The 24228-nt window shown below is 37.3% G+C and carries 23 protein-coding genes; 5 read left to right on the top strand and 18 right to left on the bottom strand.

Annotation, left to right across the window (positions count from 1 at the left end; all coding sequences use genetic code 11):
• Positions 1–7 precede the first annotated feature (7 nt).
• Positions 8–1321: an amidohydrolase gene (locus NST91_RS03000; RefSeq protein ID WP_341329955.1), complete on the bottom strand. Its 1314-nt coding sequence runs from the start codon at positions 1319–1321 to the stop codon at positions 8–10.
• Between the two features lie 89 nt (positions 1322–1410).
• Entirely contained in the window at positions 1411–2952 is a 1542-nt protein-coding gene (locus NST91_RS02995) for an AbgT family transporter (protein ID WP_341329954.1), read from the bottom strand.
• A 170-nt stretch (positions 2953–3122) separates the two neighbouring features.
• On the opposite strand from NST91_RS02995, the gene NST91_RS02990 reads away from it, so the two are divergent.
• Positions 3123–4451: a helix-turn-helix domain-containing protein gene (locus tag NST91_RS02990; protein WP_341329953.1), complete on the top strand. Its 1329-nt coding sequence runs from the start codon at positions 3123–3125 to the stop codon at positions 4449–4451.
• A 66-nt stretch (positions 4452–4517) separates the two neighbouring features.
• Here NST91_RS02990 and NST91_RS02985 read toward each other — a convergent pair whose 3' ends face one another.
• The 9 genes from NST91_RS02985 to NST91_RS02945 form a co-directional block, all read right to left on the bottom strand.
• Complete coding sequence (locus tag NST91_RS02985) at positions 4518–5747, bottom strand: ATP-binding protein (protein WP_341329952.1); 1230 nt, start codon at positions 5745–5747, stop codon at positions 4518–4520.
• Between the two features lie 38 nt (positions 5748–5785).
• A complete protein-coding gene (locus tag NST91_RS02980) occupies positions 5786–6988 on the bottom strand; it encodes a hypothetical protein (protein ID WP_341329951.1) in 1203 nt (400 codons plus the stop codon).
• Positions 6989–7169: 181 nt separating this feature from the next.
• The gene (locus NST91_RS02975) at positions 7170–8315 is read right to left on the bottom strand and encodes an HD domain-containing phosphohydrolase (protein ID WP_121446723.1); all 1146 of its coding nucleotides are present in this window, start codon (positions 8313–8315) and stop codon (positions 7170–7172) included.
• 292 nt (positions 8316–8607) lie between these two features.
• Positions 8608–9240: a response regulator gene (locus NST91_RS02970; RefSeq protein ID WP_121446724.1), complete on the bottom strand. Its 633-nt coding sequence runs from the start codon at positions 9238–9240 to the stop codon at positions 8608–8610.
• Complete coding sequence (locus tag NST91_RS02965; protein ID WP_341329950.1) at positions 9233–10273, bottom strand: sensor histidine kinase; 1041 nt, start codon at positions 10271–10273, stop codon at positions 9233–9235. Before NST91_RS02965 ends, NST91_RS02970 begins: the two co-directional genes overlap by 8 nt.
• Complete coding sequence (gene liaF, locus NST91_RS02960; protein ID WP_341329949.1) at positions 10270–11004, bottom strand: cell wall-active antibiotics response protein LiaF; 735 nt, start codon at positions 11002–11004, stop codon at positions 10270–10272. Before liaF ends, NST91_RS02965 begins: the two co-directional genes overlap by 4 nt.
• A 107-nt stretch (positions 11005–11111) precedes the next feature.
• Complete coding sequence (locus NST91_RS02955; RefSeq protein WP_341329948.1) at positions 11112–11759, bottom strand: PspA/IM30 family protein; 648 nt, start codon at positions 11757–11759, stop codon at positions 11112–11114.
• Between the two features lie 43 nt (positions 11760–11802).
• Positions 11803–12150: a lmo0954 family membrane protein gene (locus NST91_RS02950; RefSeq protein WP_341329947.1), complete on the bottom strand. Its 348-nt coding sequence runs from the start codon at positions 12148–12150 to the stop codon at positions 11803–11805.
• A gap of 144 nt (positions 12151–12294) precedes the next feature.
• A complete protein-coding gene (locus NST91_RS02945) occupies positions 12295–12882 on the bottom strand; it encodes a DNA-3-methyladenine glycosylase (RefSeq protein WP_341329946.1) in 588 nt (195 codons plus the stop codon).
• A 539-nt stretch (positions 12883–13421) separates the two neighbouring features.
• On the opposite strand from NST91_RS02945, the gene NST91_RS02940 reads away from it, so the two are divergent.
• Positions 13422–14468 (top strand): ATP synthase beta subunit C-terminal domain-containing protein, encoded by a 1047-nt coding sequence (locus tag NST91_RS02940; protein ID WP_341329945.1) that lies wholly within the window; start codon positions 13422–13424, stop codon positions 14466–14468.
• Positions 14469–14485: 17 nt separating this feature from the next.
• Here NST91_RS02940 and NST91_RS02935 read toward each other — a convergent pair whose 3' ends face one another.
• The 3 genes from NST91_RS02935 to NST91_RS02925 form a co-directional block, all read right to left on the bottom strand.
• Positions 14486–15313: a cytochrome c oxidase assembly protein gene (locus NST91_RS02935; RefSeq protein WP_341329944.1), complete on the bottom strand. Its 828-nt coding sequence runs from the start codon at positions 15311–15313 to the stop codon at positions 14486–14488.
• Between the two features lie 220 nt (positions 15314–15533).
• Positions 15534–16205, bottom strand: a complete 672-nt coding sequence (locus NST91_RS02930) for a GNAT family N-acetyltransferase (RefSeq protein ID WP_341329943.1) — start codon at positions 16203–16205, stop codon at positions 15534–15536.
• A gap of 19 nt (positions 16206–16224) precedes the next feature.
• Positions 16225–17082: a carbon-nitrogen hydrolase family protein gene (locus NST91_RS02925; RefSeq protein ID WP_341329942.1), complete on the bottom strand. Its 858-nt coding sequence runs from the start codon at positions 17080–17082 to the stop codon at positions 16225–16227.
• 277 nt (positions 17083–17359) lie between these two features.
• On the opposite strand from NST91_RS02925, the gene NST91_RS02920 reads away from it, so the two are divergent.
• The 3 genes from NST91_RS02920 to NST91_RS02910 all read left to right on the top strand — a co-directional run bounded on the left by NST91_RS02920 (position 17360) and on the right by NST91_RS02910 (position 19235).
• Positions 17360–18349: a polysaccharide deacetylase family protein gene (locus NST91_RS02920; protein WP_341329941.1), complete on the top strand. Its 990-nt coding sequence runs from the start codon at positions 17360–17362 to the stop codon at positions 18347–18349.
• Positions 18350–18532: 183 nt separating this feature from the next.
• Positions 18533–18727: a YwbE family protein gene (locus NST91_RS02915; RefSeq protein WP_099354078.1), complete on the top strand. Its 195-nt coding sequence runs from the start codon at positions 18533–18535 to the stop codon at positions 18725–18727.
• 31 nt (positions 18728–18758) lie between these two features.
• Positions 18759–19235: a hypothetical protein gene (locus NST91_RS02910; protein WP_341329940.1), complete on the top strand. Its 477-nt coding sequence runs from the start codon at positions 18759–18761 to the stop codon at positions 19233–19235.
• A gap of 47 nt (positions 19236–19282) precedes the next feature.
• Here the strand turns inward: NST91_RS02910 and NST91_RS02905 are convergent, their stop codons facing one another.
• The 4 genes from NST91_RS02905 to pflB form a co-directional block, all read right to left on the bottom strand.
• Positions 19283–20350, bottom strand: coding sequence for a hypothetical protein (locus NST91_RS02905; protein WP_341329939.1), 1068 nt, complete (start codon positions 20348–20350; stop codon positions 19283–19285).
• Positions 20334–20858: an RNA polymerase sigma factor gene (locus NST91_RS02900; RefSeq protein ID WP_341333474.1), complete on the bottom strand. Its 525-nt coding sequence runs from the start codon at positions 20856–20858 to the stop codon at positions 20334–20336. Before NST91_RS02900 ends, NST91_RS02905 begins: the two co-directional genes overlap by 17 nt.
• Before the next feature lie 253 nt (positions 20859–21111).
• The gene (gene pflA, locus NST91_RS02895) at positions 21112–21837 is read right to left on the bottom strand and encodes a pyruvate formate-lyase-activating protein (RefSeq protein ID WP_341329938.1); all 726 of its coding nucleotides are present in this window, start codon (positions 21835–21837) and stop codon (positions 21112–21114) included.
• Between the two features lie 29 nt (positions 21838–21866).
• Entirely contained in the window at positions 21867–24095 is a 2229-nt protein-coding gene (gene pflB / locus NST91_RS02890) for a formate C-acetyltransferase (RefSeq protein WP_341333473.1), read from the bottom strand.
• Positions 24096–24228 lie beyond the last annotated feature (133 nt).

The raw sequence follows: 24228 nt of genomic DNA, 5'->3' as shown, positions 1-24228 counted from the left end.
TTTTCACTTACCCCCATTGTCGATTTTTCACTGATGTTAAGATGTGTAGAAATGATTCTACTCCAATTTTCATGACTGTTTCATCTATATCGAACTTTTCATTATGATGGCCTGCAGCTAAAGTAGTTCCTAGAATGCTATAGGTTGCAAGTCCCCCATTTTCTTTTACTCTAGCCATCATGTAGGTTGCATCTTCTGACCCCGCAGCAAAAGAAGACGCCTTGACGATAGACTGTACGCCTGTCACATTCCCGATGCTCTCATGCATAAATTCGATTAATTCTTCACTTGAATCGCTAGTACGCGCTTCCCCAACAATGTCATATTCAACATCTACTCCATACATAGAAGCAGCGCCATTTAGTACATTTTTTGCACTTTCTAACATAAATTCATTCACTTCAGTATTGATTCCGCGAGTTTCAACCTTTAAATGAGCATGTTGTGGGATAATATTTCTTCCACTTCCAGCATGAAGTACCCCGACATTAACTCTAGATGCTCCACCACTATGACGAGGGATACTTTGTAAGCCAAGAACCGCAGAAGCAGCAGCAAGTAGAGCATTCTTACCTTCTTCTGGTTTTGCTCCAGCATGTGCAGCCTGTCCAGAAAACGTAACATCTAATTTCGTCGTTGATAAAAATCCATTAGAACCACAAACAACCTCGCCTAAAGGAATACCTGTACCAACATGTGCTGCAATAAATAGATCAACATCATCGACGACTCCTGCTTCAACCATGGATTTTGCACCACGTACGCCTTCTTCAGCTGGTTGAAAAATGAGTTTAATTTTACCCGTCAGTTCCTCTTTCATTCCTGTTAATAGCTTGGCAAGTCCAAGACCGATTGATGTATGCGCATCATGTCCACAAGAATGCATCATCCCAGAATTAACAGACTGGAATTCTTGTCTAACAGGAAAATGATCTTCTGCGTTAGATTCCTGAATATCTAGTGCGTCCATGTCAAATCGTAAACCAACAGTTGGACCTGGTTTTCCTGTATCTAATACACCAACTACGCCTGTATATCCCCCAGATAAATATGGGAGCCACTCTTCTTTTGCGCCTTGCTCTAACGCTCTTTTTTCATGCATTTCAAGTACTGATTGCGGCGGTACACCCATTCGAGCATTATGATCGACTACCTCTTTACCAATCTTAACCTCATAACCCCATTCTGATAGTTTGGAAGCAACAATGGAAGCAGTTCGAAATTCGACCCAACCAGATTCAGCAAATTTATGAAAATCGCGTCTCCATTCAACCATTGATGGATAAATCTCTTCTACCAATTGTGAAAAGTTTCTTGACATCTTGGTCACCCCTTTTAGATGTTAAATGTTTATAGGAGAAGGGTATTAATCCCTCCTCCTAAAACAAATAATCTACTAACTTTTTAATATTAGTTCATGTACATTCCTACACCTGGCCCCACTGGAATACCCAATAGACCAAATACAACTAGCATAATAATCCAGATAATTAAAAATGCGATTGTGTATGGAATCATTAATGCCATCAATGTACCAATTCCAGCTTTTTTATCATATTCATTCATAAATGCGAGGATAATCGCAATATATGGATTAAGTGGTGTCAGCATATTGGTAGATGATTCCCCAATACGATAAGCAACCTGAACAAAAGCAGGATGATAGTTTAATAGCATTAGCATTGGTACAAAGATTGGAGCTTCGAGTGCCCATAATGCCGAACCACTCGTAACAAATAAACTAAGCAATGCCGTTAAGAGCACAAAACCAATGATAACAGCTAAGCCCGAGATATTTGCATGACTTAAGAATTCTGCACAATTAACAGCAATCCATGTAGCAAGATTACTCCAGTTAAAATAGGCAATAAATTGTGCAATTGCAAATACAAGTACGATATAAGGAGCCATTTCGGTAATGGCTGAAGTCATATACTTTGGTACATCAGATGTGCTTTTTATTTTCTTCATTGTTACCCCAAAAGTTACACCGCAGACAACAAAGAAAAGAAAAATAATCGGAATGATTCCACTTAAGAATGGAGAAGGAATTAAACCTCCATCTTCATTTGTTAATGGAGAATTAGGAATATAAATCAAAGTTACAATAGCACCAATATAAATAAGTGCAGCAATCAATGTATTTCTAAGTGCCTTCTTTTCTAACGGATCTACTTCCTGCGATTCCTTGCTAACCTTGCCACCCTCATATGAACCAAGCCTTGGTTCAACGATCTTATCGTTGACAAATACCCCAACTACAGTAAGAACAAATACAGAAGCACTCATGAAAAACCAGTTATCAATAGGAGTAACTACTACATTTGGGTCTATTGTTTTTGCTACTTCTGTGGAAATTCCAGAAAGGAGTGCGTCAGTTCCAGCAACAAGAATGTTTGCCGTAAAACCAATCCCTGCCCCCGCAAATCCTGCAGCTAATCCAGCAATCGGGTGTCTACCCATAGTATGGAAGATAACAGCTGCAAGTGGTGGAATGATAACAAATGCAGCATCAGATGCAATGTTCCCCATAATTGCTACAAAAAACACAGCATAGGTAATAATCGCTTTAGGCGCTTTCATAATAGACTGTTTTATAGCACTTTCAAGCAATCCAACCTTCTGAGCTAGTCCAATCCCTAGCATCATTGTTAAAACGAGGCCTAACGGTTTAAAACCAGTAAAGTTATCCAACATTGTAGTTAATATAAACTGTAGCCCTTCACCAGAAACTAAGCTTTTAATTTCTAGCTCTTCACCAGATCCTGGATGGACAACAGTCACATCAAATAGACTAACGACCCAAGATAACAGAATCATTGATCCTGCTAAATATACGAATAACATAAATGGATGTGGTAGTTTATTACCTAACACTTCAATAAAGTTTAATATTCGCATATATCCTTTTTGATTTTGATTGTTCTGAGTTTCAACTGTTGGTTGAGCCATCACATCACCTCTTTTATTTTGGTTTATTTTCGGACACCTTTTGTCCACTTCCTAATATGGTTTCTATCATAATTGAAAAAATAAATAATTTCAATGTAAGATTCTGACTATTTTCTATAATGCCTATTTTTGCTATAGTATAATAAAAGATAAAAACAAGGAGTTAATAGATGTTTCAACTAGGAATCATCACTGCAAAAAATTCATTAACGTGGATTAGAGAGTTAGAAAACTTTTTTGAAAGGCAATGTAAGTTTACGTTTCTTCCATACGAAAACTTTGATGAAATTAAAGAAATGTATGAGAAAAACGCCCTTTTTATGGATGGCATCATCTTTAGTGGTCAGGTCCCCTATTTTTATATGAAAAAGGAATTAAAGAGCTTTGAAAAACCTACCATTTACTTTGATTTAAAAGAAAGTGATTTTTATAAAACATTATGCAAAACAATTTTAAAAGAAAAGAATTTTGATATTTCAAGAACATTAATTGATTTTATTTTTGAACAAAATAATTTTCTAGGATTAAAGGAATGGTTAGAAGAAGAAGAATTCCCCTACTTTTATAACGAAGATATTGAGTCATTTGACACAGAGACAGTATATGATGACGTGTTTCAACAGCATGTAACCTTATATGAAGCTGGCAAAATCGATTTTTCTTTTACGAGGGTTAGTAGTATATCAAAAAAATTAACTGAATACGGAATCAAGCATGTAGTCGTTTATCCTTCCTTAGAATCAATGATTAAAAAAGTGAATGATTTTATTAATCAAATCAAACTGATGCGTTTAACGGAAAATCAAGTTGTGATTGGGAATATTGCTATTTCAAAGATAACAATAAGCCCCGATACGAATCATGACCTGGAACGGAAAATGTTAATGTTGAATCAAGCCCTGCTAGAATACAATCGAAAAAATCAATATGGCTTTATTATTCAGAGGAACTTCCTAAATTTTGAAGTCATTACAAACTATAAGGCATTGAAGGACATTACAAATGAGTTTACACAATGTTCGCTTTTGTCCGATCTTAAACAAACATTACCATACGAAATAGATATTGGTTGGGGAATCGGAAATACTTTGCAAGAGGCTCGTTTCAATGCTGAACACGCCAACAAAGAAAGAAGAATGGATCGCGGGACATCCTATATTATGACCGAAGATGATCAATTAATCGGACCTCTTGGAGATGAGACATGTTTACAAATTCCAAATCAACTGAACATTCAAATTGAAAAATTTAGTAGCCAAATAGGCATTTCTGCATTACATATCCAAAAAGTAATGGCCGTTATGGAAAAACTTCAAACAACTGAACTTGTTTCTGATGATCTTGCCATTCATTTTGGGATATCTCAAAGAGCTGCAAACCGTATCTTACAAAAGCTTGAGGAAAGGGGAGTAGCAGAAGTTTCTTATAAAAAGCAGAAAAAATTAAGAGGCAGGCCAAAGAAAGTCTATCATATCGATTTCTTAGCTAAATTATCTTAATCTTTCAAAAATAAGCATTATATTTTTATTGTAAAAAATAAAAGCCGACTTCCAGAGTCGACTTTTTTATTGCGTAATCGGTAATATAATCTCTACCTTTGTTCCATTTCCTAGGTTACTATTAATGCTAATTTGTCCATTATGATCTTCAATGATTTTTTTAGACACCATTAAGCCTAGGCCGGTTCCATAATCCTTTGTTGTAAAGAATGGTTGGAACAGCTTTTCCTGTACATCCTCAGGTATTCCACTGCCCTCATCAAGAATGATAATCGATAACATGTTATTGGCAGTTTGGCTGCCATTAATCGTTAGCTTACCACCCTCTGACATGGATTCAAAGCCATTTTTGATGAGATTTAAGAATACCTGCTTCATTTGTTTTTCATCACAATCGATGTCTAAAACAGCTTCATCCATTTTCAGATCAATTACAACATTCCTCGCGTTCTCAGATTGCTCAAAGATTGAAAGGACATACTCAATAAGTTTCTTTAGATTACATTTCGTCACATTAATTTGCCTTGGTTTGCCGATAACCAGTAAATCATTAAGAATTGAATCAATCCGATCAATTTCCTGCTCCATGATCATATATTGTGCCTCATCCTCTTTATGTTTCTCCCGCTGAAGCTGGGTAAACCCTTTTAAAGATGCCAACGGATTACGAATTTCATGACCAATTGTAGTTGCCATCTGCCCGATAAAAGCAAGCTTCTCCTTATTACGGAGCTCCTCATGCGTTACCGATAGTGCTTCGATATACGAGTAGAAACGGGTTAGGAGGATATAGGCAATAAGTGCAAACATACCAATTAGCAGGATTGGTGCCATTACAATACCATTTCCTAATAATAGGCCAATCAATACATATTTCATTGTAATGGCAATTGATACTGTCAGAAAAAATCTCTTATTAATAAAGATAGGAGAGAATAGCAAAAAGACAATTTCAGCTGCATTCCCACTCTTAAAAACTTCATTACTCCCCCAATAAGTGAGTACATCATCCATTCCAGAAACCAAAAGATATGCCAGCACATAATAATATTTGATTAAATGTAGCTTACCTAATTTCATTAAATAAAAAGAGACTGGAATAAGGACAATTATTAATATATAGGCTCCATAAGCAAAATCAGTAGGAAGTCCAATCTTTTCGTTAAAAAATAAAGGGTATATAAAATAATAGAAAAAATCATATAGCACTAAAATGCTATAAAACAATATTAAATATAGACGTAAAGCCTTTTTCTCTTCATGTAAAAGAAGAGTGCTATGTTTTTGATAAGACATATCAATCCTCACTTAGTTAAATGATTATGCTTTTTTTATTATATATTATTTTCCTCACCTGAGTATATAGTCCTATATTCTCTCTTACTTTCGAATTTTTTAAATAATGAGTAGGAGAGTAGTAAAAGGAATATCAACATTTGTGCACAAAAAACGAGAGCATCCCAGAATTTTAGTGATGATACTGACTCAGTAAACCCAGGGAGAACATTTATCATAATATATACTAATTGAGGTAAATAGTAATAGCTAAACATAGAGAAGGTCAACAAAATTCCAATCAAAAAGAAAAAGGAATAGAAAACAATTATTTTATTCTTTACTGCTTTTCGTTTTCTATTTAATAATGCTGTTAAGTATTCAATTCCACTTTCCATCAAATTATAATTCCCCGTACTATTTTCAAAAACATAATAAAGATCTGTTTTCATATAAATACAGCATTGATAAATAATCCGGATGACAATATCGAAAATAATCAAACTAATAATTCCATTAATAAACCCGTGTGAGGATGCGTTAGACATTTTTAAGATTAGGGCAATAAAAAGAATGAAACTATCAAAATACAAGCCTGCTAAAAACAACAAGTTTCGGTCCTTTGAGGAGAGTTTCCACCCTTGTGTAAGGTCCGTTTCAAATACAACAAAAAACAATCGACTGCCAATTTGTAATCGTGTTGGAAGATTAAAAGAACGGATAGCCAAAATATGTCCACATTCATGAATAAAGATTAAAACAATTGAAATTCCGGCATACAAAAGAATATTAAACATCATTGTATCAAAGACAAAAAGATCCTGATAACGAGGAAAAAGATCAGTATCTTTCACAAAAAGAAAGAGATTCACTAACAAAAGTAATGGATAGAAAAAACGAGTAAACCGATTAAAGAAAATCTTCCCTAGTTTCGGTGATATCCATTTAAGGCCTAATTCTTCATGATTACGTGTCTTTTCTAGACTTACTTTTGCTCCATCTACCATTTCTACTAAATCTAACTCCAGCAATTGTTGGCCAAAATCCAGTAAATCAATCTCTTCATCTGGATATTTTTCAATAAGTAGGTGTTCAATTTCACCAAGTGATAAACCGTCGTTAATCAACTCAATTGCATCAATGCATACCACTGGCATTTCATAAAATTCATGAGTTACTAGATCTTCAATAATAAAATTCTTATTATCTGTACGTATCAATAACTCGTGTAAACATATAATAGAATCAGCAGTTAATTGCATTTTTCACACCTACCTATTTTATTCAAAATAAAAGGATGCTCCACTTTTTGTAAGCATCCTTCATTATAAATTAACCTCTTGGTCCACCTGGTACAAATCCGCACCACCAGCAAGTAGCTAAAAGTTTATTTAGCTTTTTGATTTTCATATATTTTCACCTCCCGATTTTTAATCTTTTCTTCTAGGATTCTTTTTGAATATATATCCATTGTTGGTATACCTTTTTAAATATCGCTACAAGGTTCGGATCAAATTGAGTACCTTCACCTTGAAGGATCCGCTCATAAGCCTCTTCTACAGGGAGTGCCCCACGATAAGAACGAGAGGAGGTCATTGCATCAAAAGCATCCGCTATCGCTGTGATTCGAGCATTTAACGGAATGTCATTTCCTTTTAACTGGTCAGGATATCCTTTTCCATCCCATCTTTCATGATGTGATCTAATTATACTAATACTCGAGCCAAGTCCTTCTACGTTTTTTACTGCTTCTTCACCTACAACAGGATGTGTTTTGATGATTTCATATTCTTCATTTGTTAATTTCGCTGGCTTCATTAATATAGAATCAGGAATATTCACCTTACCAATGTCATGTAAAAGACAGGCATAGTTAAAGGATTTTAATTCATCCTTCGTAAATGATCCTAACTCTTTCGCTAACACCATCGCATATTTTGCTACTCGTTCACTATGGCCTCTTGTATATGGATCCTTTAGCTCAAGGGCTGCAATAACACCTTTTACTATTCCTTCCATTTGTTGATCATAAGAGGTGCTTAAAGCAGTGATATAACTTTGAAATCTGTTTAAGAAAATATAAGCAATTACCCCAAGTACAATTGTTAATACAATAGGGAAAGCAACTAATGTATTTGCGAGTAGACCACCTAGTAATAAATATTTAATTATTAAACCTATTGTAACTGTCCAGAAATATCTTTTGCTCACAAAAATTGGAGAAAATAAAACAAAGAAAACTTCTACAGCATTACCACTTGAAAATGATTCAGGTTTATTCCAATAAGTAAAAAGTTCATTAATAAAGCTTAAAATTGTATAGGTAAAGAAAAAATAATATTTAGTATAATGTTGCTTTTTATTACGATTATTAAAAAATATCAAAGGAATTAATAATAGAATAAAGAAGTACATTACATAGACAAAATCTGTCGGAAAACCATATGATACTATTGAATCATATCTAGGATAAATAAAATAATAAAAGATATCGTAGCCAATTAGTATGATAAAAAATAAAATACTAAACCAGGTTACGGTTCTTTTTTCCTCATATAAGAATACCGTTCTTTTATCCATTTTTTGCATCTCTTTTTCTCCATTTTCTCTTATATTTCTAGATATATATGCAATAATCCTTTTTTTATTACAAAAAAGGGCCAAAAGTCACAGACGCAATTCGTCAAATATCGACTTTTCAATTATAAACCATCTGTACTACAAACTAAATAGTTAATTAGGTATAAAAATCTTCCTGAATCGCATAAAATATGGTAATTGACGTATAGGTCATAATACCCACTAGATAAAAACGTTCTTTCAGTTTAATACAAAAATAAAAACACAGAAAGAAATCTGCGTTTTTTGTCGAAAAATTATTTTATTGTACTAGAGAATGTTTGAATGCGTATATGACCGCTTGTGTTCGATCTTGTACCTCTAGCTTACTTAAGATATTACTTACATGTACTTTTACCGTTTTTAGTGCGATAAAAAGTTCATCAGCAATCTCTTGATTCGTTTTTCCATCAGCGATTAAAAGCAAGATTTCCATTTCACGGTTTGTCAATTCTTCATGTGGAAGCTGTTTTTCCTTTTGTCTCATTCGAACCATCATTTTCCCTGTAACTTCTGGCTCTAAAACAGACTGTCCATGATAGGTTTTACGAACGGCCTCAGCTATTTCACTTGCCTTTGATGTTTTTAACATATAGCTCGTTGCTCCCGCTTCTAAAGCAGGATAGACTTTTTCATCATCAATAAAGCTTGTGACGATGATGATTTTTGCTTCAGGCCAGCTCTCAATAATTCTTCTTGTCGCCTCAATGCCATCCATTTCCTTCATTACGAGATCCATTAATATGATATCAGGTCGAAGCTCTAGCGCTAATTCAACCGCTATTTTTCCATCATCTGCTTCACCAACGACCTCAATATCTGGCTGTGCCGATAAGTAGGAAGAAACTCCTATCCTTACCATTTCATGATCATCGACAAATAATACTTTAATCATTTTCTCCACCCTCTAACACAGGTACTTTTACTTCAATCCGTGTTCCTTTATCTTTAAGACTAACGGTCCGCATTGTACCGCCTATTTCCACAGCACGTTCATACATATTCTGTAGACCATAGGAACCGGTTTTCGCTTGTTCCACATCAAATCCAATACCATCATCAACGATTCGTAAAATGACAAATTCATCCCTTTTAATGAGCAGGACTTCTAACCGATTTGCTTTTGCGTGGCGGAGGGTGTTTGAAACAGACTCTTGAAGAATGCGAAATAAGTGGTCCTCGACCCCTTTATCAATTTGAAAGTCCTCTATCTTTGTTTCAATGGTTACAGGTACCTTTTGTGATAATTCAACTAATAGCTCCTGGATTCCTTCTTGGAGTGTCTTTCCTTTTAATGCAACTGGACGTAAATGGAGCAAGAGTGCCCGCATTTCTAATTGTGATTGATGAATCATTTCCTCAACAAGCTTAAACTGTTTTGCCTCACGTTCATCAGTTCGTGGCTTAGACTCGTTGATAGCAGACATCATCATCGATGCAGCAAAGAGTTGTTGACTAACGGAATCATGGAGTTCTCTCGCTAAACGGTTACGCTCATCGGAAACAATTTGTTGTATTCGTTTTTCCTGATCCTCAGCCTTTTCATTTGCAAGTTTTTGGGAAAGTTTTGTTTGCTCCGCAATATGAGTTTGTAGCTTTTTAATCCGCTCCCATATGGTGTTGAATTCCGCAGTTTGGTTGACGGGGATCTCAGAAATGGTTCTCCCCTGTTCAATTTGATAAATCGCATTAGAAACAGAGAGCAACTGTTTTCTCCATAAATACCCCGACATGATTCCAAAAACAAGCCCCGCAATTAAGCTTAGACTCAAGGTTAAAATAATATACGGCAAATCCATAAGCTTTGTCTGCCAGAGTGCGGCCCAATTCGCTAAAGGAAAAGCCATGAATACAATGACATGGGCCAATACAAATAAAAACACTGAGACACAAATACCAACAATTATTTGTTTTTTAACGGTACTCATGCTCGTTTCACCTCAAGGTCCCCCACTCCAATGGAAGTGACTATCTTTAGCTTAGGTTCGGCGTGATCATATTGTTCAGTTTGATAATGAAGTGTTTGGTTCACCGTTTTAGCGTCTTGATTTTCAAAGATTGTTGTGGCTCCATAAAGGACAGAATGATGTACCTTCACTTCTACCTCATACGGAACAAAAATTTGAACATTCCCAATCACATTTCGAATAAAAATAACTGATTCACCTTTAGGTAGAACCGTGTAGCTTAAATCAATAATCGTATCGCCAATTCCTGACTGAATGTTCACATCGTTCCATTCATACACATACTCTGGTGTTTTTTGTTGACCCATAACGATGTTTTGAAACAATGGCTGACGTCTAAGAATAGGTTCTTGTTTAGATGTTTTTTCTGATTCTTTTATATCAGGTTTAATATAATGAGGTTTTTTCTTAGATTGTATAAATTGAATAAGTAAATAAATAAGAACGGCAAGAATCAAAAACTTTACTGTCATCATATTTAGAATGGTAAAAGCTAAACTAATCCATCCAAACCAAAACAGGATTTTGCCAAATGTTCGCGGCAATTTTTTACGGCCAATATAAATACATCCAAACGATATTACAAAAGAGAAAAGGACTCCGCCATTAAAAAACGTAACTTCAATGATTAATAAAATGATGCCAAGAAGAAAAAATGCATTAAGGTTGTCTGATTTAATTTTATTTAACACGTCCGGATCCTCCCTTCATTTCATTGAATGCATTGATTATTGCCCGTAAAGTATAGGGGCTAAGAAGACGTAGATTGTCTACGCCTTCTTAGAATACCATGTTTTCACTATGAAATTGAATGTGTTTCTTCATTTTTCACTTCTTTTTCAAGTTGTGCAATTCTTGCATCGATTGTATTGCGATGATAAGAAGAATTTACTTGATGTTCAAGACGAGCAAGATATGATTCCATTTCTTCAAAAGTTCTTGAAGCCTTATTCGTATATGCATTTGTGTCCAGAACTTGGTTCATGCGATGATTCGCTCGCGCAATGTTCTCACGCCCCATTAGTTCCATACGCTTAATATGCATGTCTTTTAGCTTATGCTTCATTTCCTCATACTTTTTCTCAAGGCCGATAAGTTCTGCTGCTGTATTTTTTATTGCTTCTTGTAATTTAGCAGCACGTTCTTCATATGAAACTTGTTCCTGAACAGCAAACTCATATAATTCCGTTTCTCCAGCTTGTTGCGCTACATCCGCTTGGTATTTACGTTTTTCAGCAAGTTCTGCTGCTTCGCGATGTTCTCTTGCAAATTGATCCTTTAGAGAGTGCTGACGCTCGACAAGCTTGCGAACCTTCTCAACTTCCGCCTCACATTGACGTAGGTACTGGTTAAGTAACGAGATTGGGTTTTTCTTTTCTTTCTCATCTAATATGCCATGAAAATCTGCTAAAATTGTGTCCTTGATACGAGTTAATAGGTTTGCCATTTTTATCATTCTCCTTTTTAATGAATAATCGTATTTCTATTAATTAACGTTTGTTCAATTCAGCCCATTGTCTTTCAAAGTTAGTAAATGGGTCAGATGATTCAGTAACGACTTCGTTTTTTTCTTTTTTCCATTTTTTAATGACAACATAGAGGATGTATGCTGCTACGACGCCTAGAATTGCAGGTGCATTTGAAGCTGATGCAATAAGAGCGATAACCCCGACAGTGGCCCATATTACCTTACCTAGCGTTGAATCAGTTTTCATAAACTGTTTAAATGCAAAATACAGAATGGCTAGGCTAATCACTAAACCAATCAGTGGTCCAACCTGCGATAAAAGCACAATTGCTGCAATACCTCCAAGAATAAACAATCCGAATTTTTTCATGTTTACTTCCTCCTTTCATGATTCAATCTTATCCTGAATTTCGATTTGCTATAATGAGCCCCAGTTATATTTTTCACTAGGACCTGAGGCTTAGAAGGCGTAAGTTTTTATGAAAAAAAGGGCTGCTCAGGTATGAGCAAACCCTTATCTTTTACGGGAAACAAACGGATTGTCAGTGATCCAAAATCGCCACGGATAATCCTTTGCCTCTCCTGTATTTTCGATACCAATTCGTGGACCGATTGAGATGTTTTCTGGAATATAGCCTTTAGTGATGTATATGGGTGGTTCAAAAAATGTGCGTCCATAGTCCTCCATTGTTATTCCTAATGCTTTCGTTAGTTTTCCTGGTCCGTTTGTTAGATTTTTGATGGGCATTTGACCGCGGCGTTCATACATGAGGTCAATACCTTGGTCTGGCTCCACCGCTCGGATAAGAATCGCTTCTGGTATGTCCATTTCGTTACTGACAACATTCACGAGACAATGAGTGTGCATCTGATAAGTATAGACATGACCCGGTTTGCCGAACATCACCTCTGTCCGCTTCGTCCTTCGATTGTTAAAAGAATGCGCTGCGCGATCAAGTGGGCCTTTGTAGGCTTCAGTTTCTACAATATAGCCTGATGCTACGCCCTGTTCGGTTTCTTTTATAAGCTTACATCCGAGGAGAGCTTTTGCTAGTTCTAATGTAGGTTGATGAAAAAATGATTCAGGTATGATTTCCGTCATGGCAGCTCCTTGTTTTTCCGTTTTTAGGTTTAGTATGGGATACGGTTGGTGGGTGTATTCTTGTTTAGGTTGTAGGGATAGTCGCATTCGGTCGGGTTCGTACCCTCGAGAGAGTTTTCTGTGGATGGTGAGGGTACGATTACTCCTTTTTCGCACCCTCACTGGGGTGGCTCTGGGCTGGTGAGGGTACGATTACACCTTATTCGTACCCTCACTTGGGTGGATTTCGCTTTGTGAGGGTATGATACGCCTCATTGAGTACCCTCACTTATTCAGCTTTCGCCTTGTGAGAGTATAATTATGGCCACCCGTTCGCCTTTATTAAGTTTGAGATTATGTAAATAGCCACTCATTTGAAAGATGTGTGGCCTGGTTCACTAAGATTGGACAAACGTTACGTTTTTCCTTATGACAGTTTTGTTCTATCAATTTTAGAACTCTTAACCCACAACCGTAAAAAAAATTACGCTGTAAGGAAAATATCTATTGCGTCAAAGCGGAATTTAGTTTACTCTAAAAAGTAACAGGAGGTGAAAAATTTGGAAGATATTCGACTCAATGTTTCATTGCTGCGCAGAAGAGTACCCAATTTAACAACTGCTGCCCGTTCTGTGGGATTACGTCCAGCCACTGTATCCAATCTGTGTACTGGAAAAATTCCTGTAGGTCGTGCAGAGGTACGCACACTTGTGGCGCTTGCTGATTTAGCTGAATGTAGTGTGGATGAATTATTAATTCGAGGGGAGAAAATGGAAATGATTGAAACTGGGATTAAAACGCTTGATGTATTTGCTCCGTTAGCAAAAGGTGGTACAGTTGGTCTTGTCGCTCGCCCAGGAATGGGGCAACTTGTAGTTCTTGCCGAATTATTCCATCGCTTGCGTAACAATGATTTCAAGACAGTATTGCTTTTACCGGAAGGGGATCATCTAGGAATTACTGATGTTTTAGATGAAGTTCAATTCCAAGTAAAAACAATTAAAGAAGCCTACGATGAAATTGCAAAGCTTGGAAAGTCGAGTGAAATTGTTTTTGCAGCTGACCGATCACATGTAATCACAGGGGATATCCAAATCTTGCAAGAAAAATTACATTCAATTGGAATTAACTCTGTTACAACGGTTCTTGTGGACTTAAAAGGGGATGTTGTAGATGAGGATGTTCCATTTGGACCACTTGAAACCTTATGGCAATTTGACGCTGACCTCACTGCAAGACATCAATATCCTGCAATCAATCCAGTATACTCAACCTCTTCTGTCCTTGAAGGGGCACACCTAGACCAAACACATTTCACAATCCAACAGCGAGCAAAAAAACTATTACGAAGATACCGCGAGCTCCGTTCACTCGTTACTGTGCATGGGCTTGAAAAGCTACCAGAAACAGAAGTCCAAACCTACAAACGTGGTGAGCGTCTTGAAGCATATTTAACTCAACCATTTTATGTAGCCGAAGCCTTTACAGGTAAAAAAGGAGAATCGATTAGTTTACAGGATACTTTACTCGATATCCGCAAAATTCTTGATGGCTCTACCGACTCAAATGACGTCTCAGAATTAGCCTACATTGGAAAACTAAGTTAAACAATAAAGGCAGGAATTCACTTCCTGCCTTTTTTCATATACAACCATATTGCACTCAAGCCGAGTATCAGTGTTTGTGTAATAAATAGGATGATTGCTCCGTTTTTTTGTTCTCCAATTGGTGGATAGGGGAGTAGCGTTTCTAATAAATCCGGCGGAATCTCTTCCCCAAGAGGCATACATAATGCCAATGCAGCAAGCATTTGACTTGTGTCACTATATACAGAATACAACGCATCTTTTGCGAGCCATAAAAACAGAGTCACTGGTAAAAACAATACGATGTTGACCACTATATAAATGAGCTTTTTCTTAAAAGTCATCTGATCATGCTCTTTGATCGGTCCGATGATTGGCCACCACAGTAAGACGGCTGCTACTATCAAGCCAATTAAAAAGAAATAGTTTGTAAAGTATCCTGTTCGAATCCAGTCAAACATAACAGGTACGTGATATCCAATTAACAAACCGTGGAAGAGAATTATTGTAAACACGGGATGAGTTAAAACACTGTAAACCTTTTTCACACTATTTTTTCGAAGTGCTTTTTCAAGCAGATTGGTCTTTAATCCCATTACAATCAAAGGTGCTGCAATAAGAAGTACAACAACAATCTGTATGATGTGAGCACGAAACAGCATGCGCCCTAATAGGTTCAAAGGACTTCCCACAGCCAAAAGAATTAGCAGCATACTTCCGGCAAACGCTATGGATTTATGCTTCGGATGATCTTTTGGTGTTGGTAATAGGAACATATATAAGACAATTAATATCAAGGTAAAAAAGATGATACCCCCATTCCATTGGGAGTGAAAACTAAAACCATCTAAAATTTGACTAATCACAATATCACCAGCTTTTCGGATATTGGTTGCTCAGAAGGTTACATTCCTGCGAATTTGAATTCTCCACGCCAAAAAACCTTCCAAACATACACTTCTTACTTTATTGTAAATCCTCTCTCCCCCGCTGGAATATGATTTATATCACATGTCGTTTTTCAGACATTTTTCAGACAAAAAAAATCCATATTTAAACCATTTAGATTTAAATATGGATCTATTATTATAATGGAAGTAAGTTTACGGTTTCTATTTCTTTTAGACTGTTCACCATTTCAAGCCAATCTGCTGGTTTGTTTGGAAGAACTGTATAATACGTTGTTAAGAAATCAACAACCAATTGGCTTGGTAATTCAGATACTTGGTCATCACTAGGCATGAAACATAGATCTAGCCCCTTAACTGCTTCCCCGTCATTGTTCCATGATGGGTGAACATAGTCGAGTTCTATACGTTTATAACCAAGATGAGACAGAACCTCACGGCGCACGAACGGATCCATTGGTTTAACTGTTCCAAATTCATAGTGTGCAACTTGATACGGATCGTAGATTTCAGCAAACATTCCGAATAACTCTTTACCATTTACAGCAGCTAACTCCTGTAAATCCTTACTGCGGTTTTGTGCTAAAAAGCGACCGATACTCAATCCTGGTTGACCGATGATCGTAAAGTCAGTCATTGCAATGTTCCAGTCTGGATAATAACGGTATTCCGTTGTCCCAACGACCTCATCGTCATGTACCGCAACGAAAACACGAATACTAGGGTCCTCAAGCGGCTCCTTCCAAAGTTCAAAGTCTAGAACTTCCTCTTTAGGAAACACACTTTTCATTAATTCATGCATTTTAAAAAATAACGGGTCATTGATGCTTGTTATTCTTTTGTATTCCATCTCATTCACTCTCTTTCAATTATTTCCAATCAGGATAAAGGTCCGTTCTACGGTCACGCCATGTTGTAACCGCACCTCGTTCACGTACTTCATAGAGAAGATCCAAATCAAGGTCTGCTGTTACAATCATGTCGTTGTTTACTTCACCTTCCACTAAAATTCCTTTTGGTGGGAATGGAATATCATTTGGTGTAATAACCGCTGCCTGACCAAAGTTTGCACGCATAAAATCAACCGTTGGTAGAGTACCAACCGTGCCTGTTCCAACAACATAGACTTGGTTTTCCACAGCTCTTGCATGGCTTGTATAACGCACACGATGGAAGCCATGGCGGTCATCTGTACAAGATGGGCAAAAGATCACATCGGCACCCTTTGCCTTTGCGATTCGAACAATTTCAGGGAACTCGATATCATAGCAAGTTAACATTGCAATACGACCTTTATCTGTATCGAAAACTTGGAAATCTTCTCCTGGAGTCATATTCCATTCGTTCACTTCAGTTGGGGTAATATGCAGCTTGGCCTGCTCCCCAATTTTTCCATCCGGATAAAATAAATGAGCCACGTTGTTGAGGTGGTCGCCCTTTCGGATGACATGTGTTCCGCCAATAATGTGGACATTGTATTGTTTGGCAAGGTTTGAAAAAAGCTGTCGGTAGCTTTCAGTAAAGCTTGGTAGATCATCAATAGTGAGACTTGAACCGTCCTCCCTACCAATTGATAAAAGCTGTGTAGTGAAGAATTCTGGAAATAAAATAAATTCCGCTTCAAATTCCATTGCAGTTTTTATATAATGCTCACATTGAGCCGCAAATTCATCAAAGGAACTGATTGTGTGAAGATGATATTGAACGGCTGAAACCCTCATTTTCAAATCGAGAATCCCCCTTCATTAAAAGATCTTATAAGTGGATTATTAACTATTTTTATCGTTGAAACAAGTAAATTGTCCTTTATTATATTAGACTACGAGCATTTGATTCTCAAAAACCTTTTTTTTCCATAATTTCTTCTTCCTCAAAGTCTTTCCATATGTTACTATAAGGCTTGTCTATACAAATCTTGTAAAAATGTTGTAATAAAACTGAAACGTTTCCGCAATATAAACGTCTTATATATTGAAGAATATCACAGCGAAGAAGGTATGCTTAATGTCGAATGCGAGAAAAATGAAAAAGGGCAACATTGTCAAAATTATTGCGTTGTTTGGCTTTATTGTGTTGTTACTCTTGTATTCTTTTTTTCTACTTAAAACTAAGTTTTTTCTAGAAGCAGATGCATCTGAACCGATAATTGAGGTTGTAGCACCTGCTGAATCTCCTGAAAAATATGAACCAATAGATGATGAACTTAGAGTTGATGACAAACCAACAGGAAATATTGAAGCGGAAAAACCCGCTAAAGAAGATTCCGCACCTACAACTGAGCCAACAAAAGAACCAGCACCAGATCCAGATCCTGTGCAACCAACAACTCCCAAAGAAGATGTGAAACAGGAAGACGATCAAGAACAGGTAGCACCAAAGGAAACACCTGCCCCTCCTTCAAGGGCTGTTTATCTCACTTTTGACGACGGTCCTCATAAGGTTTCAAAGGATATCCTTGCTTTACTCGATCAGTATGATGCGAAAGCAACTTTTTTTATGTTAGACAACAATATGAAAAATTATCCTGATGCAGTCAAGGAAATGGCAAGTAAAGGACATAGCGTAGGACTTCATGGTGTCACACATGATAAAAACAAATTCTATCAATCTTCGAAATCCGTTGTTGGTGAAATGGACCAAACACAACAGACGCTTTTTGAATTAACAGGAATCGAATCAGATCTCATCCGCACTCCATTTGGCAGCGCACCATATATGACTGACGCATATAAAGAAGCTGTAGATGTTGCTGGCTACAAGATGTGGGATTGGAATATTGACAGCCGGGATTGGCAATTTCGGGATAGCCGGTACGTAGATAGTGTAATTGAGCAGCTAACTAAATTGAATCGTGTCAATCAGCCAATTGTCATTCTGTTGCACGAAAGACCAGAGACACTCGAGCATTTACCTAAACTATTAGACTATCTTAAAGAGCAAGGCTATGAATTCAAAGCATTAGAATCAACGATGCATCCTATACAGCTATATTAAAGGTGAAGATGGCCTGAGGGCCATCTTTTTTTGTGTGAGTCAGCTCGGTGGGCTCGACCGGAAGGTGGGTCAGAGGGACAGGTACACTGTCCCAGGAAAATTATGGTGGGACGCGGGACCTGTCCCTTTGTCCCAATGTAGGGTAAACTAGGTAGACAAATAATTAATGGAAGGGTTTTTGTGATGAATGGGCAGAATCGTGCTGATATAGTACCGGGAATTGAAGTTCAAATTGTGTTAAAGAAAGACCAGCGTACTGGTATACTGACAAAAGGAATTGTGAAAGATATTTTAACGAAGTCTAGTTTCCATCCCCACGGAATTAAGGTTCGATTAGAGGATGGACAAGTTGGGCGAGTGAAGGAAATCATTCAATAAATTATTTATTAAAAGAAATGAGGACATGAATATGCTATCTTTCGAGGAAAAACTTAAGGTCATCGAATCATTCCCGGAATTGGAACGAAAAAATGTATCTTTAGGGAGAGTTAATTTTCATTATAATGACAGCGTCTTTGAAAAGAAGATTGTTGTACAGCATCTTCATCCAAATGGTAATGGCTTTGTGTACGCCGGAAACCTTCAAAACTACGAAGTCGATGCGAAGGGATTTATTAATATACGGGATTTCTCCGAAGCTGAGCTAAGACGAATCGTGAAAGAATCGATTCAATCCCTTTCTGCGAACTCTCCTTTAGCAAGGGAAAATGCCATCATTGGTGAAGGACAGGAAGAACGTTGGGTTAATGATGAGGGACATACATTACTACTTGTACTCGAGGATGAATGGTGGAATATATATTCCGGCCTAAACTTAGAAGAAGCCTTTGGCTCCTATGATGAAGCCGAAGACTATTTATATGAAGAAGGCTTTAGACTTCAATAATTAAAATCCAACCTCCCGATTAAATGAGGTTGGATTTTTTAATTTCACTATTGAATTGGCATGAAGGCTACTTTCCATACGCCGTTTTCATCTTTTACCATTTGGAAGCCCATGTCTCCATTTTGATTACGAAAGGAAATATATCCTTGATATTCGTTCGTTTGGTGAAACGTTCCTGAACCTAAACCGTAAAAAGGTTCCTTGTAGCTTTCGGGATTCCTTGTTTCTTTTTCCCAGTACTTCTTATCTTCCTCTTTCGACCACATCACATACTCTTCTCTTGTTGTGTACAGAGCATATGAAGTTTCCTGATCACCGTCCGCATTCGCTTGGAGATATAGTTTCGCAACACTGATTGGCTCTAGTGTTCTTATTGCCTCAAGATCATGCTCAAGCTTGAATTCCTCATAAGCTACTCTTTCTACCTCATTAAGCTCTAGATCATTTTTGACCTCTGGTACATACTCGTCTAGAGGGGCATAAATTTCTACTGTTGTTTCATCCCAGTAATTAATATGAATATGATGGAGTTTTTCCTCATTATTTTGTTTGTAAGAAAAGACAATTTCTAGACTAGGTTCTGCCTGACTTTCATTTAACTCGCTAACAGCTATGGATTTCACATCAATCCCCTTGTAAAAATCAAGTAATACATCAACTTCCTTTTCCGGATTTGCCACAAAAAACACATTATTTTTAAGGAATTCCTTATCTTCGACATGAAGTGCCTCAAAGAAATGGACTACTAGCTTACTAGCTTTTTCTATTGTCGTTACCTTTAAGACTGATTCATACATTTGTTGATACGCAGGATTCTCGGCCAACAATGCATCAAAATCCGGATTAATGACATTTGCAGTTTCCTTGGTTTCGGTTTCTACTGGCTGCTGCCCTTGATCTAAATTACTTGTCACATAGGACATAGATATGATGGAGAACAGCAGAATTGCCGCTGTTACAGGGACCCACATTTTGAGCCCTGAAAAATTTCTTCTTTTTATTATTTGTTTTTCCTTTAGTGTTTTCTTTAGCTCTTTTGCAAAAATTTGATTTGGTTCAAGGTCAGGACGATTTTTTAAAGGCTTTAACCATTTCTCATCATTTCGATTGTTCATTGAGTCCCCACCTTTCCTCGTGTACTATAATATGTTTTTTCATTTGTTGAATCGCTCTGTGGTAATCGACACGTACTTTCCTTTCACTGCATCCCATGATTTCAGCGGTTTCTTTAACAGACAACTCTTTTAGTCCGCGTAAGATAATGATGGACCGATAAGTAGGCTTTAATTTTATGAGAGCTTCTTGTAGTTCTTCCCATTCTTTCTTTTGGATGGCCTTCTTTTCAGGCGTAGCTTCTTCTGATTCCTTTTCGTAGATCCAATCTGGTAAGTATTGAATAAACTTTTGTTTTCGTTTAAGATCAATTGCCGTATGCTTTGCTATCGAGAAAATCCATGTTTTCAATCTTTCTGGATTTTGTAGACTGCCTAAGTTTTTCATAATTTTAATAAAAGTATCTTGTGTGATATCTTCTGCTTCTTGACGGTTATTTGTATAAAAGAGTGCAAAATGATAAACATCCCGGTAATACGTATCATAAATAGTTTCTATATCGAACGACATATTCTCCAATGCCTCGCCCCCAATCAGTAATAAGTCGTTTCAACCCCGAATTTGTTTCAACTTACTTAAAATTTTTTATCCTCAACTACATTTCGTTATCTGTACCATATCTCCTGCTTTGAAATCGGCTCATATCCCAACAAAAAAAGCAGCAAGAGGAAGATTATATGCTCCTATCGCCGCTTACTTGTTAAGTTGATTGTAAAAATATGGTGGGACACGGGACCTGTCCCTATGTCCCAGGTGAGAGACCCTATGCCCCTAGGATTTTTTCTGCATTTTTGACTCGTTGTTCGGTTGGGGGTTCGACTCCTTTGAGTTTGTATTCCAGACCTAGACTTTCCCATTTGTAGATACCGAGTTTGTGGTATGGGAGGACTTCAATTTTTTTCACATTTGTTAGTGTTTTTATAAACTCTGATAGTTTTGTAAGATCCTCATCATTATCGCTAATTGTTGGAACGAGTACATGTCGAACCCAAACTGGAACATTTTTATCTGATAGAAACTGAGCAAAATCCAGTATATGTTCATTGGATAGGCCCGTTAACTCCTTATGCTTTATCGGGTCGATTTCCTTAATATCTAGTAAAATTAAGTCAGTTAGTGGCAGTAATTCCTCTAATTTCTCCATAAAATGAGGAGCACGTGTAAAGCATCCGCCAGAACTATCAATCGTAGTGTGAATACCAAGCTTCTTGCATTCTTTAAACAACTCGATTAGAAAGTCAAGTTGAAGCAAAGGCTCACCACCACTTACGGTAACACCACCGCCCGATGCTTGGAAAAAAGGAAGATAGGTTTTGATATCATTGATAATCTCTGAAACACTCATTTCCTTCCCCATATTTAATTTCCAAGTATCAGGGTTATGACAAAACTGGCAACGGAGCAAACACCCCTGAGTGAAAATAACATAACGTAGTCCTGGTCCATCTACCGTTCCACAGGTTTCAATGGAATGAATGCGTCCGTTCATGCTAATCGTCCTCCTCTTTTCTTACATCCTTACATGGTTTCGTGGAATGTTCGGTTTATCACATCAATTTGTTGTTCTCTTGTTAGTTTGATAAAGTTCACGGCATAACCTGATACACGAATTGTTAATTGCGGATATAACTCCGGATGTTCCATTGCATCCATTAATGTTTCTCTGTCAAAGACGTTCACATTTAAATGGTGACCTTTTTTCATCATATATCCATCAAGTAAACCTGCTAGGTTACTAATTCTCGCTTCTTCCTCTCTTCCTAAAGCTCTCGGTACGATTGAGAAAGTATTTGAGATTCCATCTAACGCGTATTCATATGGAAGCTTCGCGACAGAACTCAATGAAGCAAGTGTACCCTTTGTGTCACGGCCGTGGAGTGGATTAGCACCAGGAGCAAATGGTTCCCCAGCTTTACGGCCATCAGGTGTGTTTCCTGTCTTTTTCCCATACACGACATTAGATGTGATGGTTAAAATGGATTGTGTGTGAACAGAGTCGCGGTATGTTTTATGTTTTTTAATCTTATTCATAAAACGCTTCACAAGCTCAACTGCGATGTCGTCAACACGATCATCATTGTTTCCGTATTTCGGGAAGTCTCCTTCAGTCTCGTAATCTACTACAATTCCGTTTTCATCCCGAATGGTTTTAACCTTAGCATGTTTGATAGCACTTAGTGAATCAGCGACCACAGATAGCCCCGCGATTCCGCATGCCATTGTTCGTAAGATTTCACGGTCATGCAATGCCATTTCTAATCGTTCATAGCTGTATTTATCATGCATGTAGTGAATGATATTTAATGTATTTACATAAAGTCCTGCAAGCCATTCAAGCATGAGGTCATATTTTTCAAGAACTTCCTCATAGTCTAGATACTCTGAGGTAATTGGTGAGTATGTCGGACCAACTTGGATTTTCAGTTTTTCATCAATTCCACCATTGATTGCGTAGATTAAAGCTTTCGCTAGGTTCGCTCTTGCTCCGAAAAATTGCATTTGCTTTCCAATTGTCATCGCCGATACACAACACGCGATGCCATAGTCGTCCCCATACGTTTCTCGCATAATGTCGTCATTTTCATATTGAATGGAGCTTGTTTTGATAGACATTTTTGCGCAGTATTTCTTATAGTTTTCAGGTAACTTCACTGACCAAAGTACAGTTAGGTTTGGTTCAGGTGCTGGTCCAAGATTGTCTAGAGTATGCAAGAAACGGAATGAGTTTTTTGTAACCAATGGACGCCCATCAAGCGCAACACCTGCTAGAGATTCTGTCACCCAAGTAGGGTCACCACTAAATAGCTCATTGTAATCTGGTGTTCTTGCAAACTTAACGAGTCGCAGTTTCATGACAAAATGATCGACAATTTCCTGTGCTTCTTGCTCGGTTAGAGTGCCGTTTTTAATGTCTCTTTCAATATAGATATCTAGGAATGTGGACACACGTCCTAAACTCATCGCTGCCCCATTTTGTTCTTTTATCGCTGCTAAATACGCGAAGTATAGCCATTGAAATGCTTCCCTTGCATTTGTAGCCGGTTCTGAAATGTCATAGCCATAGGAGACAGCTAGCTCCTTTAATTCCTGTAGTGCACGAATTTGTTCAGAAAGTTCTTCTCTGTCACGAATGATGTCGTCAGTCATGGTTCCATTTCCAGTTTCAAGAAGGTCTTTCTTTTTTTCTTCAATGAGTCTATCGACACCATAAAGGGCTACCCTGCGATAATCACCAATGATTCTTCCACGACCATATGCATCAGGTAGTCCTGTAATAATACCCGCTTTTCTCGCAAGTCTCATTTCTGATGTATAAGCATCAAATACACCTTGATTATGCGTTTTTCGATAATCAGTAAAGATCTTTACAATCTCCTGGTCTATTTCAAACCCATAGGATTTCGCAGAATCAACCGCCATTCTAATTCCACCAAACGGTTGAAGTGAGCGCTTAAAGGGTTTATCCGTTTGGAATCCAACCACTTTCTCCTTTTCCTGATCAAGGTAACCAGGACCATGTGAAGTAATCGTAGATACAATTTTCGTATCCATATCAAGTACGCCGCCATTTTCCAGCTCTTGCTTTGTTAACTCCATTACCTGCTTCCATAGCGTATTTGTCGCTTCGGTCGGTCCCACTAAAAATTCATCGTCACCCTCATATGGTGTAAAGTTCTCTATTATGAAGTCACGTACATCAATGTCCTTTTGCCATTTTCCTTCTTTAAAACCATCCCATGCTTTCATCATCAATGACCTCCATCCTATAAAAGGTTGTTTACATATATGTTTGTTTTAAGACTTAGTTTGTTCACTACTGAACAAACTTTCTTACAAGTCAATCATACATCGGAACAAGTTTTATGTCATGTGAAATATT

This window comes from Ferdinandcohnia sp. FSL W7-1320, from assembly GCF_038050315.1.
Lineage (GTDB): Bacteria > Bacillota > Bacilli > Bacillales > Bacillaceae_L > Ferdinandcohnia > Ferdinandcohnia aciditolerans.
The sequence above is the reverse complement of the archived record's forward strand: the minus strand, read 5'-3'. Positions and strand labels throughout refer to the sequence as shown.